The sequence below is a fragment of the Curtobacterium sp. APC 4022 genome (assembly GCF_030407555.1).
In the GTDB taxonomy this organism is placed as follows: Bacteria; Actinomycetota; Actinomycetes; order Actinomycetales; family Microbacteriaceae; genus Curtobacterium.
In genome coordinates this window covers 23,665-43,025 of record NZ_JASDDD010000027.1, presented here as the reverse complement: position 1 = coordinate 43,025, position 19,361 = coordinate 23,665, and the positions used below count along the sequence as shown (strand labels likewise).

Annotated in this window: 15 protein-coding genes; 8 read left to right on the top strand and 7 right to left on the bottom strand. The window is 71.5% G+C overall.

Annotated features, from left to right (window positions below):
• The 4 genes from QL987_RS10155 to QL987_RS10140 all read left to right on the top strand — a co-directional run.
• The coding region (locus tag QL987_RS10155) for a glycosyltransferase (protein WP_290157539.1) at positions 1-566 on the top strand (566 nt) is incomplete at its 5' end.
• A 27-nt stretch (positions 567-593) separates the two neighbouring features.
• A complete protein-coding gene (rfbC, locus tag QL987_RS10150; RefSeq protein ID WP_111074239.1) occupies positions 594-1,205 on the top strand; it encodes a dTDP-4-dehydrorhamnose 3,5-epimerase in 612 nt (203 codons plus the stop codon).
• A 12-nt stretch (positions 1,206-1,217) separates the two neighbouring features.
• Positions 1,218-2,081 carry a glucose-1-phosphate thymidylyltransferase RfbA gene (rfbA, locus tag QL987_RS10145; protein ID WP_111074238.1) on the top strand — a complete coding sequence of 288 codons (864 nt, stop codon included), beginning with the start codon at positions 1,218-1,220 and terminating at the stop codon, positions 2,079-2,081.
• 113 nt (positions 2,082-2,194) lie between these two features.
• Positions 2,195-4,027 (top strand): glycosyltransferase, encoded by a 1,833-nt coding sequence (locus QL987_RS10140; RefSeq protein ID WP_290157536.1) that lies wholly within the window; start codon positions 2,195-2,197, stop codon positions 4,025-4,027.
• Positions 4,028-4,030: 3 nt separating this feature from the next.
• On the opposite strand, the gene QL987_RS10135 is transcribed toward QL987_RS10140, so the two are convergent.
• The 7 genes from QL987_RS10135 to QL987_RS10105 form a co-directional block, all read right to left on the bottom strand.
• On the bottom strand, positions 4,031-5,359 hold the full coding sequence (locus QL987_RS10135) for a hypothetical protein (RefSeq protein WP_290157534.1): 1,329 nt from the start codon (positions 5,357-5,359) through the stop codon (positions 4,031-4,033).
• Between the two features lie 29 nt (positions 5,360-5,388).
• Entirely contained in the window at positions 5,389-6,534 is a 1,146-nt protein-coding gene (locus QL987_RS10130; protein ID WP_290157533.1) for a glycosyltransferase family 2 protein, read from the bottom strand.
• A gap of 64 nt (positions 6,535-6,598) precedes the next feature.
• Positions 6,599-7,456 carry a glycosyltransferase family 2 protein gene (locus QL987_RS10125; protein ID WP_290157531.1) on the bottom strand — a complete coding sequence of 286 codons (858 nt, stop codon included), beginning with the start codon at positions 7,454-7,456 and terminating at the stop codon, positions 6,599-6,601.
• Complete coding sequence (locus QL987_RS10120; protein ID WP_290157530.1) at positions 7,453-8,580, bottom strand: glycosyltransferase family 1 protein; 1,128 nt, start codon at positions 8,578-8,580, stop codon at positions 7,453-7,455. The genes QL987_RS10125 and QL987_RS10120 overlap by 4 nt, the downstream gene beginning before the upstream one ends.
• Before the next feature lie 2 nt (positions 8,581-8,582).
• On the bottom strand, positions 8,583-9,824 hold the full coding sequence (locus tag QL987_RS10115) for an ABC transporter ATP-binding protein (RefSeq protein ID WP_221849647.1): 1,242 nt from the start codon (positions 9,822-9,824) through the stop codon (positions 8,583-8,585).
• Positions 9,825-9,828: 4 nt separating this feature from the next.
• On the bottom strand, positions 9,829-10,725 hold the full coding sequence (locus tag QL987_RS10110; RefSeq protein WP_290157528.1) for an ABC transporter permease: 897 nt from the start codon (positions 10,723-10,725) through the stop codon (positions 9,829-9,831).
• Between the two features lie 69 nt (positions 10,726-10,794).
• A complete protein-coding gene (locus tag QL987_RS10105) occupies positions 10,795-13,362 on the bottom strand; it encodes a glycosyltransferase (RefSeq protein WP_290157526.1) in 2,568 nt (855 codons plus the stop codon).
• 115 nt (positions 13,363-13,477) lie between these two features.
• On the opposite strand from QL987_RS10105, the gene QL987_RS10100 reads away from it, so the two are divergent.
• The 4 genes from QL987_RS10100 (at position 13,478) to QL987_RS10085 (ending at position 19,344) form a co-directional block, all read left to right on the top strand.
• The gene (locus QL987_RS10100; RefSeq protein ID WP_290157525.1) at positions 13,478-14,509 is read left to right on the top strand and encodes a glycosyltransferase family 2 protein; all 1,032 of its coding nucleotides are present in this window, start codon (positions 13,478-13,480) and stop codon (positions 14,507-14,509) included.
• Positions 14,510-14,738: 229 nt separating this feature from the next.
• On the top strand, positions 14,739-16,814 hold the full coding sequence (locus QL987_RS10095) for a hypothetical protein (RefSeq protein ID WP_290157524.1): 2,076 nt from the start codon (positions 14,739-14,741) through the stop codon (positions 16,812-16,814).
• Positions 16,815-17,122: 308 nt separating this feature from the next.
• Complete coding sequence (locus QL987_RS10090) at positions 17,123-17,884, top strand: polyprenol monophosphomannose synthase (RefSeq protein WP_290157523.1); 762 nt, start codon at positions 17,123-17,125, stop codon at positions 17,882-17,884.
• Between the two features lie 80 nt (positions 17,885-17,964).
• The gene (locus QL987_RS10085) at positions 17,965-19,344 is read left to right on the top strand and encodes a hypothetical protein (RefSeq protein WP_290157521.1); all 1,380 of its coding nucleotides are present in this window, start codon (positions 17,965-17,967) and stop codon (positions 19,342-19,344) included.
• Positions 19,345-19,361 lie beyond the last annotated feature (17 nt).

The window sequence follows — 19,361 nt, the reverse complement described above, 5'->3', positions numbered from 1 at the left end:
AGGTCGTCGCCGTGCGTCGCGGACCCCATGTAGAGGACCCGACCGGCCCCCGCCGGGTCCTCTACATGGGGTCCGCGACGCACGGCGACGACCTGGCGCTCCTCCGGCCCGCCTTCGACGGGTTCGTGGACGACGACGGGCGTGCGGTCCGCCTCGAGGTGGTCGGTGTGACGGACTCCGACGCCGACTGGTTCGACCGCCTGGACCTGCCCGAGGGGGCGACGCACTACCCCGAGTTCGTGGCGTTCCTCCGGGACAATGCGCACCGTTGGTCGGCGGGGGTCGCACCGCTCACCGACGACCCGTTCAACGACGCCAAGAGCGACCTCAAGTTCCTCGAGGTCAGCATGCTCGGGCTGCCGTTCGTCGCCTCGGACCGGCCCTCCTACGCCGGCATCGACGCGCACGGCGGTCTGCTCGCCCCGAACGAGCCGGCCGCGTGGCAGCAGGCACTGCGGACCGCCTTCCGGGAGGCCGACGACCGGGTGGCGCAGGCCCGGTCGTACGTGCGTGCCGAGCGGCTCGTGACGGCCGAAGGCGACTGGCGAGGAGCCCTCGGCCTCTGAGCGCAGCCGTCTTGCTAGGCTGCCCCGGTGCAGATCCGAGAACTGAAGATCCAAGGCGCGTGGGAGTTCACCCCCGTCCAGCACGGTGACGCCCGGGGCGCGTTCCTCGAGGCCTACCGCGCGGACGTGCTCGAGGAGACCGTCGGTCACCCGCTCGACCTCCGTCAGGTGAACATGTCGATCTCGTCGCGCGGCGTCGCGCGGGGGATCCACTACGCCCTGGTCGCACCGAGCCAGGCCAAGTACGTCACGGCCGTCCGCGGAGCCTTCATCGACTACATCATCGACATCCGCGTCGGTTCGCCGACGTTCGGCCAGTGGGACTCCGTCCGGATCGACGACGTCGACCGCCGTGCCGTCTACCTGTCCGAGGGGCTCGGTCACGCCATCGTCGCGCTCGAGGACCAGTCGACGGTGAACTACCTGGTCAGTGCGCACTACGACCCCCAGCGCGAGAAGGGGATCAGCATCCTCGACCCCACCGTCGGGCTCGAACTGCCCGACGGCATCGGCGAGCCGGTGCTGTCCGAGAAGGACACCAGCGCGCCCACCCTCGAGCAGGCCGCCGAGCAGGGGCTGCTCCCCACGTTCGAGGAGTGCCTCGCCTACACCGAGTCCCTCCGGACCACGACGAAGTAAGGACGCACCCCCATGAAGGGCATCATCCTCGCCGGTGGCTCCGGCACGCGCCTCTGGCCGATCACCAAGGGCATCAGCAAGCAGCTCATGCCGATCTACGACAAGCCGATGGTCTACTACCCGCTGTCGACGCTGATGATGTCCGGCATCCGCGAGGTGCTGATCATCACGACGCCGGAGTACAACGACCAGTTCAAGGCGCTGCTCGGCGACGGGTCGGCCCTCGGCATGGACATCCAGTACGCGGTGCAGCCGTCGCCGGACGGGCTGGCCCAGGCGTTCGTCATCGGTGAGGACTTCATCGGCGACGACAGCGTGGCCCTGGTCCTCGGCGACAACATCTTCCACGGCACCGGGCTCGGTACGAACCTCCGCAAGAACACCGAGGTGCAGGGCGCGACGATCTTCGCGTACCACGTGGCCGACCCGAAGGCGTACGGCGTCGTGGAGTTCGACGACGACTTCACCGCCGTCTCCATCGAGGAGAAGCCGGCGGAGCCGAAGTCGAACTACGCCGTGCCCGGTCTGTACTTCTACGACAACAAGGTCATCGAGATCGCCAAGACCATCGAGCCGAGCGCCCGCGGCGAGCTCGAGATCTCGACCGTCAACGAGCGCTACCTCGAGGCGGGGGAGCTCGGCGTGCAGGTCCTCGACCGTGGCACCGCCTGGCTCGACACCGGCACGTTCGAGTCGATGATGCAGGCGTCCGAGTACGTGAAGGTGATCGAGGACCGGCAGGGCTTCAAGATCGGCTGCATCGAGGAGATCGCCTGGCGCAACGGCTGGATCGACGACACGCAGCTCGCCGACCTCGCCGCACCGCTCGTCAAGGGCGGCTACGGCGTCTACCTGCAGAACCTGCTGCGCGGCTGACGATGGCCCGGCCCGGGTGGCGTCGGCTCCTCGGCCGGTCCGACGGCCCTGGCGCGAGCCCGTCGGCGACTGACGGTGCCCCATCGACACCCGACGCGACCCCGGCGGGACCGGTGCCGACGCACCCGGACGAGCCGCGCCTCCCAGTCGACACGTCGCTGGTCACCGGGCCTGCACGAGCCGGTGACCACGGCGTCGACGTCGTCGTCACGGTGGCGGAACCCGCGTTCCGTGACGGCGCCCACCTGCCGGCCGTCCGGGCCGCGCGGGACGCCGGTGCCGCGACCGTGGTCGTCAGCGTGTACGACGTGCACGCGGGGCCCACGAGCGTCTACCCGCCGGTCGTCGCCGGGGCGGACCACGTCGTCGCCCGCGCGACCGTCGCGGCGACCTGGGGCGGTGCCGTCGCTGCGGCGCGACCGCTCCTCGGCAGCGCCGTCGTCGTCGTGCAGGACGCGTCTGTGGCGATCCCCGTCGGCGGGTACGCGACCCTGACGGCGGCACTCGACCGCGCGGCCGTCGCGGTGGGTGTGGTCCGGACCGGTGACGACCTCGTCGCCAGCGCCGGAGCCGTGCTGGTCCGCGGCACCGCCCCGGTTGCCTCCCTGCTGCGCGGCCACCCCGCCGAGGACGCGGACCTGCTCGACGGTGCCGAGGTGTTCGCCGCCGACGAGCCCTGCTTCGCCGTCCGCACCCGGGACCTGGCACTGCCGGTCCGGACCGTCGACACCCGGACCGCCATCGCGCGACTCACGCGGGACAGTGCGGACGCTGCCGACGGGCCCTGCGTCGCCGTCGCACTGGGACGGGTGTACCGGACGAGCGTGCTCCGTGAACGGCGCTACGACACGGATGCGGCATCGGCCCTCGTGCACTGGCGGACGCGGACCGACGACAGCGCGGCTGTGGCCCTCGCCCGCGCCGGACTCGTACCGGGCGTCCCCACCGCCGACCCGGCAGGCGCCCCCGTCGCCCTCCGCGAGCCCGTCGTCCGCGCCGAACGCGGCCCCGAACGGCTGGCGCTGCGTGACCGCGGTGTCCGACTGCGCTGGTCGATCCGGATCGCGGCCCACCCGGGACCCGGTGGCGACGACTGGGGTGACACCTTCTTCGCGCGCGACCTCGCGACGGCGCTGCGGTCGCTCGGGCAGGAGGTCGTCGTGGACCACCGCGAGTCGCACGTCCGTCCGTCGTCCGAGAACCTCGACGACGTCGCGCTGACGCTCCGCGGCCTCGACGACACCCCGGTGCACCCCGCAGCGACGAACGTGCTCTGGGTCATCTCGCACCCCGACCTCGTGTCGGCGGACGAACTGGCCCGCTACGACCTGCGCTTCGCCGCCGGGCCGGTGTGGGCCGCCCGGGTCTCCGCGGAGACCGGCCTCGACGTGGCACCGCTCCTGCAGGCGACGGACCCGGCCCGGTTCCACCCGGGGTCCGCCGCACCGGAGTACGCCGACCTCGACACCGCGTTCGTCGGCAAGACCCGCGAGGTCTTCCGCCCGGTGGTGCGCGACGCGGTGGCCGCCGGACTCGACCTCGCCGTCTGGGGCGAGGGGTGGGAGGGGCTGCTGCCGGACGGGGTGCACCGCGGGGTCTTCATCGCGAACGACGCGCTGCCGTCGCTGTACCGCAGCGCCAGGGTGGTGCTCAACGACCACTGGGACGACATGGCCCGCGACGGGTTCGTGTCCAACCGGCTGTTCGACGCCGCCGCCACCGGGGCGCTCGTGCTCACCGACCCGGTACCGGGCGTCGACGAGTTGTTCCACGGTGCCGTCCGGAGCTACCGGGGCGTGGACGAACTCCGGGAGCTGGTCCGGCAGGGGGAGACCGCGTCGGCCGCAGACCGGGCCGCACGCGGGGCGCGGGTCGGGTCGGAGCACGCGTTCGTCCGCCGGGCCGAGGTGCTCCTCGACGCGGTGCGCCGGCACCGGGGCGTCTGACGGTCAGCGCTGCACGTAGGCGCAGGACGCCGCGAGCTTCCAGTTCGGGTTGGGCGCTGCCGGGATCAGGATCGTCGTGTCGGCGGGCTTGCCGACGCACTGCTCGGTCGCCGTCACCACGCCGTCGCTGAACAGCGGGCCGACGTCGCGGGTGGACCACGGCACCGTGAAGTTGACGACCGCACTGACGACGAGCGTCGCCGTCACCACGCCACCGAGGGCCGGACCGGTCCAGCGGGGCAGTCGGGACCACCGGGTGCCGGCCGCCACGTCGACGACGACGAGCAGCGCCATCATGATGAACATCGACGCGATCGCGGTGTAGCGGACGACGTGGAACTCGCCGAACTGCTCGAGCGTGTAGTGCGCGAAGAGGAACCCGGTCGACGGGGTGATGATGAGCGGCGCCGCCCACGACGCCGCCGATCCGACCACCAACGAGCCGAGGATGATGCGCTGCGGTGCGAGGCCCCGCCAGAACCCGACGGCGACCACCAGGAGCACCACCGCGAAGGGGACCGCGAGGACCCACCAACCGTGCCGGAAGACGATCGAGCCGACGCGGGCCGCGTCGGTCGTCCACGTGCTGGCGAACGGCTGCACGAGGTAGCCGCCCGCGATGTCGGAGAGGCCGAGGTCGACGTCGTTGCGCCCGGTCCGGGGCGCCAGGTTCAGGGAGATCAGCTGCGTCGCGAGCCCGAGGACGGCACCGACCACCACCGGCGACTTCCGGACCCGGTTGATGCCGATGAGCAGCAGCGGCACGAACAGCAGGGTCTGCGTCTCGGACAGTGTCATGAGCAGCGCCGCGACCCCGAGCAGACCGCCGGACACCCAGTGGCGCGGGACGAACGCGAACAGGAACGGCGTGGCGACCAGGACGTACCAGTGCAGGTTCGCCAGGTTGCCCGCGGTCTCCATCGGGATCGTCGGGACGAACGCCGGCACCAGGCCGATCAGCACCCGGACCCAGGTGTGGCGGACGAACTGCGCCGAGAGCACGAACACCAGGGCGCCGAAGAGCCCGGCGATGCCGCAGGAGACGATGGTGACGTCCCTGGCCAGCCCCGAGAAGTCGCCGGCGCGGAGCGCCAGCCACCCGCCGATTCGCGGGACGAACTGCAAGTACCCGCCGTAGGGTATCGCCAGCGACTCGAGCAGACCGACCCGGATGTTCTCACCGACGAAGCGGGACGCGTCGTCGGCCCACATCGTGTTGCGTGCCGTTTCGGGGATCCGGACGAACGTCACGAGGGCGACGACGACCGTGATGGCGGCGGCGACGACCGGGGTGAGGACGCGACGCGAACGGGCCTCGAGAGTCAACTGCACCCGACGACGATACCGGCTACGAGGACCGCTCAGTGTCGACGGAGGCGGCGCGCCATCGCCTGGGCCTTGTCGGCGTAGCGCACGGCTCGACGCCCGCGCATCGCGGCGAGCTCCGACTCCAGCCCGGCCGCCCGGTGCAGCGCGGCCTCGGCGCGGTCCCGCTCGAACTGCACGGTGGCCCGCAGCATCTCGGCGGTCTCCTCGCTCGCGAGGAGGGCGTCCTCGAGCGTCTCGATCCGGTGGTCACGGACGACGACCGCGTGGCCGACGGCCTGCAGGCGCCGCAGCTCGGCCTCTGGCACGACCGGGTCCGGTGCGGTGTCCAGGGCGGTCGACCCGACCGAGCGCAGCACGTCGGCGATGCCGTCGTCACGGGTGAAGGGCCCTGCAGCAGCGTCCTCGTCGGTGACGAAGCGCAGCGCGAAGGTCGCCTGCAGCACGCCCTCCCGCAGGCGGTGGAGGTCCCGCATGCCGTGGTGGCGGGGACTCGGGGTCAGGTCGGGGTTCGCCTCGTACGCCCGGCCGCTGACGTCGACCCGGTGCTCGTACTGGGCCCAGGACCGCCAGGGCAGGTGCAGGACTTCGAGCTCGAGCCCGTCGGGCACCGGGGCGCCGTTCGCGACGCTGACCTGGTGGTTGCCCTGCACGACCGTCACGTCGGGGTCCCCGACGTGTACGGCGTTGGTGCTCGGGGGGCCGATCAGCCCGATCGCCTGGAGCTCGGGCACCGATCGCTCGTCACGCCAGTGCAACCGCTCGACGCCACCGCCGGACTCGGCGAGCATCCCGGTCATGTTGACCACCGGCACCGTGAAGGCACCGACCGCCGGGTCCAGACGCTCGAACACCTGGCGCACGGTCAGGGAGCGGTCGATCGGCAGGATGAACTCGTCGGCGTCGGCGTTCACCACCCAGTCGGCGTGGTGCGTGCGTGCGGCGTCGCGGGCCATCCCGGTGACGACGGTGCCCTGCTGCTTCCGGTGCACCGGGTCGTGCCGGAGGTCCACGGTGACGTCGGTGCGCGCGGCGAAGGCGGTGAGGAGTTCCGTGGTCCCGTCGACCGAGCCGTTGTCGGTGATGACGAAGACGTCGAAACCCTGGGCCACGTGGTGGTCCAGCCAGGCCGGGACGACGTCCGCTTCGTCGCGGACCATCAGGGTGACAGCGAGGGTCATGGGTGGGGCTCTTCCGGGTTCAGGGTCGCCGGGGGAGGCGGTCGGATCGAGCGACGATACCGTGTCAGCGGGTCTTCGTGGCGTGGGCGCGCACAGCGAGGGCAGCACGGAGCACGAGCCGGAGCGGCCAGAGCCACCAGGCCGGGTACTTCCGTGCCAGGAAGCGGTACGCGCTCTCATGGTGTGCGCGGCGCATCCGCTCGGAGGACCCCTGCGTCGCGGTCCCGCCGATGTGGGTCGCGGTCGCGGCGGGCTCGTACACGTTCCGCAGTCCGAGTCGTCCGATGCGCCAGCCGAGGTCGACGTCCTCGAAGTACATGAAGTAGCCCTCGTCGAAGCCGCCGAGCCGGTCGAGGACGTCGCGGCGCACCAGGACGCAGGCCCCGGAGAGCCACCCGGCGTCTCGTTGCCCGTCGTGCTCGCCGTCCTGCCGGTACCGCCGGGTCCACGGGTTGCCGGGCCAGACGTTCGCGAACACCGCGTGCCCGAGGCCGGTGCGGAGGGACGGCACGAGGCGGGCGGAGGGGTAGACCTCGCCGGTGGGTTCGAGCAGCCGGGGACCGGTGGCACCGATGCCCGGGTCGCTCTCCGCGGTGGCGACGAGCCGGTCCAGCGCGCCCGGCTCGAGGACGACGTCGGGGTTCGACACGAGGACCCACCGCACGGCCGGGTCGAGCGTGGCGACCGCCCGGTTCACGGCGCCGCCGTAGCCGCGGTTCTCACCGAGTGCCAGGAACCGGGCGCCGGCGGCCTCGGTCACGGCACGCAGCGCGTCGGCGTCGGCCGAGTCGTTGTCGGCGACGACCACCGGGACGGCGTCCGTGCTCGCCGCGGGCACGGAGGCGAGGAACGCCGGCAGGACGTCGCCGGAGTTGTAGGAGACGGTGACGATCGCCGCGCGTGCCGCGGCCTCGCCGCTCACCGGTACACCCCGAGGTGCGCGCGGGCACAGGCGGCCCAGGTGAACCCGTCGGATCGCCGGCGTGCGCGCGCGATCCGGTCGGCCCGGTCGGCGGGGTCGCCGTCGAGCAGTCCGGCCAGTGCGGTGCGGATGGGGCCGGCGTCGGGCTCGGTGTACGTGACGGTGTCGCCGCCGACCTCGGGGATCGCCAGGCGGTCGGTGGTCAGGACGTCGGCACCGGAGGCCATCGCCTCGAGCACCGGCAGGCCGAAGCCCTCCGCGATGCTCGGGTAGGCCACGACGCGCGACCCGCCGAGCAGCGCCCGCAGCTCGTCGACGGGCAGGTACCCGAGGTGGCGCAGCGGTGCTCCCGGACGGTCACCAGCAGCCGTCAGCTCGCGTTCGGCAGCTTCGTCCCAGCCGAGCCCGCCGGCGACGAGCAGCGCGGGGACGTCGGACCGCTCGGCGCCGAGCGCCCGGTGTGCCGCGATGAGTTCCGGCACGCGCTTGCGCGGTTCGACGGTGCCGAGGAAGGCGATCCACTCGGCGTCCGCCGCCAGCTCGTGCGCCGCGCGGAAGGCGGCGAGGTCGGCGTCGGTCGGCGGGTGGAACAGTGCGCGGTCGACGCCGAGGTGCGCGACGACGGTCGCGCGACGCGGTCGGCCGGCGAACCGGTCGAGTTCGCGGACGGTCGCCGCGCTGGGCGCGACGGTCGCCCGGGCGAGACGGCGGGCCAGTCGCGTCCACGCGCGGAAGAACCGCACCTTGAGCGTCGAGTGCGCGGCCGGGTCGCTGAAGAAGGTCGCGTCGTGCAGGGTGACGACGGTCCGGGAGGCCCGGATCACCGGGAACGTGTAGTGCGGGCTGTGCAGGACCGCGGCTCCCACCCGCCGGGTCAGGGCGACCAGGCCGGTCTGCTCCCACACGAGGCGCAGCGGCCGGGAGGCGGTCCAGCCCGGAGCGGCGTGGTACCGGTGTCCCGGGGCCAGGCCGCGGAGCCACTCGACGTCGCCCGGCTTCGCCACCACGTCGACGTGCTCGCCGAGTTCGTCGAGCCCGGCCAGGAGCCCGGAGATGTACCGGGCCACGCCGCCGCGGTTCGGTGGGATCGACGTGGCGTCGACCAGCACCGGGAGTCCGCCCAACGTCAGCCCTTGACCTGGCGCTCGGTGGTCTTCGTCCAGGCGATCCCCGACTGCGTGTCCTCGTCGACCACGACGAAGCGGGCGGCCTCGCGCTCCATGACGATGTGCTCGCCGTTCGTCTTCGCCAGGAACACGTGCACGAAGTACTGGCCACCGCCCAGGCGCAGGTCACTGAGGTGCCACTCGACCGTCGCCGTCCCACGGAGCGGGTCGTGCCGGACCTGGGTCTGGCGGCTGTCGATGCCGAAGGCCGGGTTGCCGAGGTGGTTCTCGATCTTGATGCCGGCACGCCACTCGGGCAGGACGTCCTTGTGCGAGAACGTCGCGCGGATGACGAGGTCGTCGCCGTGGTGGTGCTCGGCGCCGGGGGCACGGCCCGGGATCGAGAGCTCGACGTGCTCGACCTTGCCGGGGTTCGCGTCCGCTTCCGGGTGCGCGGCCTCGGCCTCGGCGATGCGGCGGCCCTCGAGGATCTCGCGGAAGTTCTTCACCGCCAGGCGCGCGGAGCCCTGGAACTTCACCTCGCCGTGGTGCAGCACGACGGCGGAGTCGCAGAGTTCCTGCACCTGTCCCAGGGAGTGCGACACCAGGATGATCGTGCGACCCTGCGCCTGGAACTCGCGGATCTTGTCGAGGCACTTCTTCTGGAACTGCTCGTCACCGACGGCCAGGACCTCGTCCACGAGCAGGACGTCCGGGTCGGTGTTGATCGCGACCGCGAAGGCGAGTCGGACGTACATGCCGGATGAGTAGAACTTCACCTGGGTGTCGATGAAGTCGCCGATGCCGGAGAACTGCAGGATGTCGTCGAAGCGTGCCTCGGTCTCCTCCTGCGTCTGGCCGAGGATCGCGGCGTTCAGGTACACGTTCTCGCGACCGGTCAGGTCGGGGTGGAAGCCGGCGCCGAGCTCGATGAGCGCGGCCAGGCGACCGCGCCGCTCGACGGACCCGGTGGTCGGTTCGAGGATGCCGCCGATGGTCTTCAGCAGCGTCGACTTGCCGGAGCCGTTCGGGCCGAGCAGGCCGATCGTCGTGCCGGCCGGGATGTCCAGGCTGATGTCCTTGAGCGCCCAGAAGTCCTCGCTGTGGCGGCGTCCGGCGCGACCGAGCGTGACGATGCGCTCTTTGAGGGAGTTGTCCTTGCGGATCGTGAAGCGCTTCGAGACGTTCTTCACCGTGACCACGGCGGGGGCGTCCGAGAACGGGGAGCGGGTCTCCTGCGTCAGGTTGGCGTCGATGGTCATCGGATCAGATCTCCTGGGCGAAGTTGCCCTGCAGCTTGGCGAACACACGCTGGCACAGCAGCAGCGCGACGAGGCCGACGAGCCCGGCGACGCACAGGCGCAGCAGCAGGTGTGCCGGGTACTCCGAGTCGGGGCCCGCGGTCCAGAAGGCCCGGTGGATGCCGAGCACGGCCAGCGTGATGGGGTTGGACGTGTAGAGCGTGAGGAGCCACTCCGGTGCCCGCGTCGCGACCATCTGCCAGGCGTAGACGATGGGGGAGCCCCACATCAGCAGGAGCACCAGGACCTCGACCAGGTACTGCATGTCGCGCAGGTACACGTTCGCCGCGGCGAGCAGCAGTGCGAACGCGGTGGCCCAGATCAGGATCACCAGGGTCGCGGGGAAGAAGTAGAGCAGGTCGAGCCGCACCCAGGCGAAGCCGCTCTGCAGGATCGCGGCGGCGAGGAGCACGACGAGCTGGACGCCGAAGTTGAACAGCGCCGCGCCCACGCTCGCCAGCGGGTAGATCTCACGCGGCAGGTAGATCTTCTTGATCAGCCCGCCGTTCGAGACGATCGACGCCGTCCCGGACGCGACGATCTCGCTGAACAGGCCGTAGAGCGTCAGACCCGAGAACACGTAGATCGCGAACTCGGGGATGTTGCGGGACGCGCCGAGGATCTGGCCCAGGACGAAGTAGTAGATCGCGAGCTGCACGAGCGGACGGATCAGCGTCCATGCGAAGCCGAGCGCGCTGTCCTTGTACCGGGACTTCAGGTCACGACGGATCAGCAGGTCGAGCAGCTGCCGGTGCGCGAAGACCTCTCGGATCGACCCGATGACGGCGGTGGCCGGGCGACCGGCCGGGATCATCCGCTCCTGGCGGAGCCGATCGAACCGCTCGGTGACGATGTTGCTCAAGGTGTTTCCTCACATTCGACGCGGGCGACGGACAACTGTACATCGGCGGCCACAGGGGGTCGCCGGACGTCAGCGCCCGTTCTTGCTCTCCCGCATGATGCGCACACGGTTCTGGACCTTGTCCCGGAGCCCGGTCACGCCGTTCTCGCGGAGGTACCAGGTGGCCAGGCGCACGTCGCGCGAGATGCCGTGCCGGCTGTTCGCGATCTGGTGGAACTGGAGCTCGCGCTGCCGGGCCGGGCTCAGCTGCACGCGCGGGCGTCCGGCCGCGGCGACGGAGCCGGCCGGGACCGCTGCTTCGTGGGCGCGGTCGGCGGCGACGTGCGGGTCCTTGCAGAACTCGACGAGGGGTTCGAGCGCCCGCTCCCACGTGAAGTCGGACCGGACGCGGCTCACGGCGTCGCGGGCGGCCTGGGCGGCCTCGGGGTCGTACAGCATCGACTCGAGCGCAGCGGCGAGTCCGTCGACGTCGCGCTCCTTGACCGCGACGCCCATGCCCTCGGCCGCCACCAGGTCGCCGAAGCTGTCGCCGTCGGTGGTGACGATCGGCAGGTTCGCCCACATGTAGTCGAGGATGCGGGTGCGGAACGAGAACGTCGTCTCGATGTGCGCGAAGTGCGTCGAGACGCCGGCGTCGGCCTCGAGCAGGTAGTTCTGGCGGTCGTCGAGGGCGACCCACTGCTCGTTGAAGAACACGTGCTTGTTCGTCAGACCGAGCTGGTCGCTGAGACGGCGGGTCTCGGACACGATCGCCATCTCCGGCACGTCCGGGTTCGGGTGCGCGACGCCGAGGAAGAACAGGCGGATGTCGTCGTGCGTCTCGGCGACCTTGGCGATCGCGCGCACCAGCGACGGGGTGTCGAACCAGTTGTAGATGCCGCCGCCCCAGATGACGACCTTGTCGTCCTCGCCGATGCCGGGCGTGACGCCGCGGATGGCCTTGCGCTCGTGCGCCGGCGGGGTGGAGTCCATGCCGAACGGTGCGATGGCGATGAGCTTCTTCAGGTTGTCGTCGGCCAGGTAGTTGTCCGGGTTGATCCGACCGACCCCGGCGAGCTGTCCCAGCCAGAAGAGCCGCTGCCGCTCGGAGGCACAGAGGAAGAAGTCGCCGCGTTCGAGCTGGCGGTTGATCACCTCGGTCGTGCTGGTCACCTGGTTGCGCCAGCCGACGTCGCCGTTGTCGCGCGCCTGCTCGAGCTGCTCGAGGTGCATCGGGTCGTACAGGTCGACGACCATGACCTTGTTCGAGTTCTGCAGGGTCTGGAAGTGGTGGAGCGCGTAGCCCTGGAAGAAGATGACGTCGGCCCACTCCTCGTGCTCCCGCATGGCGCGCTCGTGCTGGAGCGGGACGCGGGACACCTCGAAGCGGTCGGTCTTGCGGTTCGCGACGTTCCAGGTCACCAGGCGGACGTCGTTGTGCTCGCTGAGGGCCTCGGCGATCTTCCACGCCCGCATGCCCGGGCCGGCCATCTTGGCGCCCAGGGCGTCGCCGGTGATGACGAGCACGCGGGTGCGGTGCATCGGCTGCTCGACGTCGAACGCCTCGATGATGGCCTGGTAGCCCTCGAGGAAGTAGCCGTCCTCGAACAGCGGCTTGAAGGCGTCGCCGAACAGACGGAAGACCTCTTTGTCGGTCTTGACGCGCTGCCCCTGGATGCGTCGCCGTTCCTCCGACAGGCGGGGGAGGTCGGAGACGAACTGATCGAGCGCGTACAGCCCGGCCACCGCCTCCTTCGACATCGGGGTGGTCGGGTCGAACTCGTCCGGGGCGCCGGTGAAGCGACGGATGTCGAACTCCTCCGAGTCCCGGCCGCTCTTCGCCACCGCGCGGCGGGCGAGCAGGGCGAGGGCGGCGGGCAGGAAGACGCCGAGGTTCTCGTCGGAGAGGTTCTTGTAGAGCAGGTGCAGGGCGTTCCGCTCGAGCAGGTACATCTCGCGGTGGTCGCCGAACGACTTCATCGAGCCGTGGTGCTTGTGGTAGACGACCGACCGCGGTGCGAACCGGACGCGGTAGCCGAGCAGGTTGAGGCGCCAGCCGAGGTCCACGTCGTCGTAGAACATGAACAGGCCCTCGTCGAAGCCACCGACCTCGAGGAAGACGTCGCGGCGGACGAACAGCGCCGAGCCGGTGCCGAACAGCAGGTCCTGCGGCTCGTCGAAGCGGCCGTCGTCGAGCTCGGCGATGTGGTTCTTGTAGCCCATGCCGAACCAGCTGAGGCCGGACTCGACGAAGTCGATCGTCTTGCCCTCCCAGTCGAGGACCTTGCTGGCGACGGCTGCGACGCGGGGGCTCGGGGCGAACCCGGCGATGCCCTCCTTCACCCAGTTGACGTCCGGCTTGGCGTCGTTGTTGAGGAAGGCGACGACGTCACCGCTCGCCTCACGTGCACCGAGGTTGCTGCCGCCGGTGAAGCCGAGGTTCTCGGCCGACACGATGATCTTCACGTTCGACTGGGCACCGAGCGCGGCCCGGAGCCGCTGTTCGCTGTCGTCGCCGGAGCCGTTCTCGACGACGACGATCTCGAGGCGGTCCGCCGGCCAGTCGACTTCGCTGAGGCGGGCGATGCACTCGAGCGTGTCGTCCGTCCCTCGGAAGTTGATGACGACGACGGACACGCGGGGCGCGGAGGTGGACACGGAACGGACTCCATACGTCGGCTGGCGAAGGTGCCTGCGGAAGGCGGGTACGACTATACCGACGCGATCTCCGGACACCCCTGACCCGGAAGAGGCGAGATGGGAGACTGACGCCGTGGACGTCTCCGTGGTCATCATCGACTGGCACCAGCCCGAGCTCACCCGCCGGGCCGTCGAGTCCGTGCTCTCCCAGCGGGTCGACGCGTCGGTCGAGGTGGTGCTCGTCGTCAACGAGGCCGACGACGCCACGGTCGCCGCGTACCGCGCGGACCTGCCGGACGTCGTCGTGGTGCCGGAGCCCACCAACTCCGGGTTCGCCGGTGGTGTCGTCCGGGGGATCGCCGCCTCCTCGGGCGAGGTCGTCGTGCTCCTCAACAACGACGCGGTGGCCGACCACGGGTTCCTCGACCGCGGACTCGCCGTCCTCGCGGCGGGCGGGCCACGGGTCGCGGCAGTCGCCGCCACGGTGGTCCTCGAAGGACGGTTCGCCCCGGTCCCCGCCGGTGACCCGCGGTCCGCGGACGACCTCGTCGCACCCGACGGTCGACGCTGGCGACGCGCGGAGGTCGGTCAGACCCTGGTGAACGGCACGGGCGTCGTGCTGGACCGCTCCGGCAACGGTCGCGACCGCGACTGGCTCCGCCCGCTCGACGACGGGCCCGAGGCCACGCCGCTGTTCGGCTTCTCCGGCGGTGCGGCGTTCCTCCGTCGCGAGCCCCTCGACGAGGTCGGCGGTTTCGACCCGTCCCTCTTCATGTACTACGAGGACCTCGACGTCGCGTGGCGCCTCCGCCTCGCCGGCTACGAGGTCCGGCACGCCCCCGACGCGGTCGTCGTGCACCGGCACGCGGCCAGCTCCGGCAGTGACTCACCCCTGGTCCGCTCGCAGAGTATGCGGAACCGTCTGGCCGTCGTGCTGCGGAACGCCTCGGCCGGGTTCGCCCTGCGGGTCGTGGTCCGGACCGCGGGTCGCCTGGTCAGGGACCTGCTGCGGCCGTCGTCGGCGCAGCTCACGCCGGCCGCGTGGTGGCGGCTCTGCCGGGAGGCTCCTGCCGTCCTCCGCCACGCCCGTCGCGCCCGGCGCGGCGACGGCGTGGGTGCGGCGGTCCGTCGCCGGGTCGAGGCGTCACTCGAGTCGACTGCCTGAACCGATGCTCAGGCGTGCCGGACGCTGGCGGCCGCGGTCCGGAGCGGACGCGACGGGCGTGAGTCGGGCCTCCCGTTCGGGGGCAGGACTGGGGGCTGTGTGATCACTGTGATCCAGGTAGCCTGATGTGACCCGTGTGCACCGGCCGTTCGTCAGGGGTCGACCGACTGCGCAGAGCGCATCGCGCACGCCACCCAACCCCGTCGACGCCAACGGAAGGCCCCACGACGTGAAGAAGGTCGTCGCCATCATCGCGAGCATGCTCGCGCTCGCGAGTGTGCTGGTCGGTTTCCAGCTGTCCGGTCCGAACACCGCCCAGGACTCCGCGTCCGCGGTGACGGGATCGTCGTTCTCGGCGGGCAACATCATCTCGGACGCCAACTTCTACGACGGCGCCTCGATGAGCGCCGCGCAGATCCAGTCGTTCCTCACGACCCAGGTCGGCACCTGTGCGTCGAGTTCCTGCCTCAGCAACGGGAGGTTCAGCATGAACTCCCGCGGCAGCGACCCGATGTGCCGCGCCGTCACCGGGGGGTCGAACCTCTCGGCCGCGGTGATGATCTCCCGCGTCGCTGCCGCCTGCTCGATCAGCCCGAAGGTCATCCTCGTGACGCTCCAGAAGGAGCAGACCCTGGTCAGCGGCGCCACCGCGCGCAACCCCTCCGCCTCCCGGCTCGAGCGCGCGATGGGCTACGCCTGCCCCGACAACGTCGGCGGCCACTGCGACCCGGCCTACGCCGGCGTCGGCAACCAGGTCTACTGGTCCGCGTGGCAGTGGAAGCGCTACGGCAACCCCGCCGGCACCAGCAACTACTTCACCTGGTTCAACCCGGGCGTGCGCCAGATCCAGTACAACGTGCCGACCTCCTGCGGCACCAAGTCGGTCTCGGTCCAGAACAAGGCGACCGCCGCGCTGTACTACTACACGCCGTACACCCCGAACACGGCCGCGCTGAACAACCTCTACGGCACGGGTGACTCGTGCTCGGCGTACGGCAACCGCAACTTCTGGCGGATGTACACGGACTGGTTCGGCTCGCCGACCTCGAACGCCCAGCCCCAGGGGCGCCTGGACGGCGTCACCGGTGGCGCCGAGAGCGTCACCGTCAACGGTTGGGCGATCGACCCGACCGACAAGGCCTCGACCAAGGTCGACGTGACCGTGGACTCCACCGTCACCCGGATCACCGCATCGGCGTCCCGCCCGGACATCGGCCGGGCACACCCCGGCTTCGGCAACGCGCACGGCTTCAAGTCCAGCATCGCGGCCGCGCCGGGCTCCCGGAAGGTCTGTGTCACGGCGCTCGGGACCGACGGCCTGCGCAGCCAGAGCCTCGGCTGCAAGACCGTCACCGTCATCAAGGCGGCCCCGTTCGGTGCCGTCAACGGCGTCACCGCGGTCCCCGGCGGCCTGCGGGTCAACGGCTGGACGATCGACCCGGACAAGAAGTCGACGTCGATCAAGGCCCGCATCGCGGTCGACGGCAAGGCCACCACGGTGACCGCGTCGGCGTCGCGGTCCGACGTCTCCCGCGCCTACCCGGGTGCCGGGGCGAAGCACGGCTTCGACGTCACGGTCCCCGCGGCCGGCGGGACGCGCTCGGTCTGCGTCACCGGTGTGAACGTCGGACCCGGTGCCGACAAGCTCCTCGCCGCGTGCCGCTCGGTGCGCGTTCCGGGCTCGACCCCGACCGGCTCGGTCGACTCGATGACCCCGACCGCCGCGGGCATCGCGATCCGTGGCTGGACGGTCGACGGTGACGTCACCAGCCCGATCTCCGTGGACGTCTACGTCGACGGTGTCGGACGCCGGATCAGCGCGAACCAGAGCCGCTCGGACATCGCGAAGGTGTTCCCGGTCTACGGCGCAGCGCACGGGTTCTCGACCACCGTCGCCGCGAAGCGAGGTTCCCACAAGGTGTGCGTCTACGCGATCAACGCCGGCGCGGGCACGACGAACCCGGCGCTCAAGTGCGCGACGGTCCAGGTCGGCTCCGCCCCGGTGGGTGCGTTCGACAGCGCCACCGCGGTCAGCGGCGGCATCGCCGTGTCCGGTTGGGCCTGGGACGCCGACACCACGGCGCTCATCCCGGTCGACGTGACCGTCGACGGCAAGGCCACCCGCGTCCAGACCGGCGCCGTCCGCGCCGACGTGGCACGCGCCCACCCGACCGCGGGACGCCTGCGTGGGTGGACGACGACGATCACGGCCACCGCCGGGACGCACCAGGTGTGCGCCACGGCGGTGGACGCCTCCGGGTCGTCTGGCACCGCGCTCGGCTGCAAGTCGGTCGTCGTCCGCTGAGCCGTCCGACGCTCCGTGTCACCGTGCCCGTCCGCTCCTGCGGGCGGGCACGGCTGTTCCTCCGACCACCGTGAATCGCGACCGGACATCGTGTCTGGCGATCGGACCGAGTCTGGCGACCGCGCTGTGTCCGGCGATCCGGACGCTGTGTCTCCGATCAGACACCCCGGCCCCTCGGGACGGCAACCGGGCCGCGACACCGTACGATGTCGCGAGGTCGGACGGCAGCGTCCGGTGCGCCGGACCGATGAGGGGCCCGGCATCCGGGCGGGTGACGTCCGTGCTCGTCCGAGACCGTAGAGAGAACCATGGCTGAATCCGTTTCCCCCCGCACGCTCGTCATCGTCCCGACCTACAACGAGGCCGAGAACGTGACGGACATCCTGGACCGCGTGCTCGGCGTGGTGCCGGAGGCGCACGTGCTCGTGGTGGACGACGGCAGCCCGGACGGCACCGGCGACCTGGTGGCCGCCCGCGCGACCGACGACGACCGCGTGCACCTGCTGCGCCGGTCCGGCAAGCTCGGTCTCGGCACCGCCTACGTCGCGGGGTTCCGCTGGGGACTGGAGCGCGGGTACGAGTTCCTCGTCGAGATGGACGCAGACGGGTCGCACCCGGCGGACCGGTTGCCGGCGCTGATCGCGGCCGTGGCGGACGCGGACCCGGCCGACGGGGTCATGCTGTCGATCGGGTCGCGGTGGACCGCCGGTGGGTCGGTGGTCGACTGGCCGAAGCACCGTGAACTGCTGAGCCGTGGCGGCAACGCCTACGCGCGGATCATGCTCGGGTTGAACGTGCACGACATCACCGCAGGCTTCCGCGTGTACCGCGCCGACGCGATCGCGCGGATGGCGCTGGACGAGATCGACTCGAAGGGCTACTGCTTCCAGGTCGACATGACGCTGCGGGTGCACGACCTGGGCGGCACGATCGTGGAGGTCCCGATCCGGTTCCGCGACCGGGTGCACGGGGTGTCGAAGATGAGCCAGGCGATCGTGGTCGAAGCGATGCTCCGCACGACGCAGTGGGGCCTGCAGCGCCGGTTCGGGCGCGGGTCCCGTCGGCGCTGACCTGCTCTGACCCACTCTGGCCTGCAGTGCGCGAGCCTGCGGGTTCGCTCACCCGGGTGGTGCTCCGACATCATGTCGCCATGAGCTCCCTCGTCGCCGAGCCGGCCGGGCCCGCCGATCGCTTCGCCGCACTGTCGCGGGCCGCCCGGCGCAGTCGAGGTGCCCTCCTCCCGCTGCTCGTCGGGGCCGTCGCGACCGGGCTCGCCTGGTTCCGACTCCTGCCCGGCGCGCGGAACACGCTGTGGGCCGAAGACGCCGCGGTGTTCCTCACCCAGCGCTTGCACTCCGGGCCGTTCGTGTCGCTGGTGCTGCCGTACGACGGCTACCAGCAGCTCGTCCCGCGCCTGCTGACCGACCTCGCGACCGCCGTGCCGGTCCCGGACTACGCCCGGATGGTCACGCTGCTCTGCTGCCTCGTCGTGGGCCTCGCCGCCGCGGGGGCGGCCGTCTGGACCCGGGAGGCGCTGCAGCACCCCGCCACGCGGGTCCTGTTCGCCCTGGTGCCGGTGCTGACCCCGGTCGTCGCCTTCGAGGTCCTCGGCAACACCGCGAACCTGCACTCGTTCCTGCTGTTCCTCGTCCCGCTGCTGCTGCTCGTCCGGCCGAGCAGCACCCGCGGCGCGCTGCTGCCGGCGCTCGTCGCGTTCGTCGTCGCGATGAGTGAGATCCAGGCGCTGTTCTTCGTCCCGATGCTGCTGCTCGGGGTCCGGCACCGGCGGTCGTGGCCGATCGGCGGGGCGCTGCTCCTCGGCCTCGTGGTCCAGCTGTCCACGGCCGTGCTGGTGCCGCGCGTCCGCGTCCCGGTGGCCCAGCAGCCCCTCGACGTCGTCCGCGGGTGGTTCCTCGAACCCCTGCTCAGCATCGTCTGGCCGCGGGTCGGGCCCGCGGTCACCCGGCTCGTGCAGGTCGGGCCGGTGCTGCTCGTCGTCCTGGCCCTCGCCGTCGCCGCCGCCGTGGTGGTCGCGCTGTGGGGCCGGTGGCGGCGCGACGACGGACTCTGCACGCTCCGGACCCTGACGGTCGCGCTCGTGGTCGCCTCACCGCTGGTGTGGTGCGTCGCCCTGGCGGTGAACCCCACGCCACGGATCGACTTCACGCACCACGGCGTCGAGCTGCTCGCGGCCGCCGGCTACCTGCGGTACGCGGCCGTGCCGTCGATGTTCGTCCTGGGCGTCGTCGTCCTCGCCGCCGAGCGCCTCCTGCGGGTGCGGCGCCGTGCGGCGACGGCTGCCGGTGTGGTGGTCCTGGCACTGCTCGTCGGGCTGCTCGGATGGCGCGCGCTGCCGGGCGAGAGCGCTCGCACGGGGGCGCCGAGCTGGTCGGCCGAGTACCGCGCCGCCCGTCGGCACTGCGCCGAGGGGGCGACGGAGTACCGGTTCGACCAGGCACCGCAGGGGTGGAACGTGACGCTCGGGTGCGCCACCGTCCGGCGGGGTGCGTTCCCGACCACCGAGCGCTGACGCACCCGACGTCGACC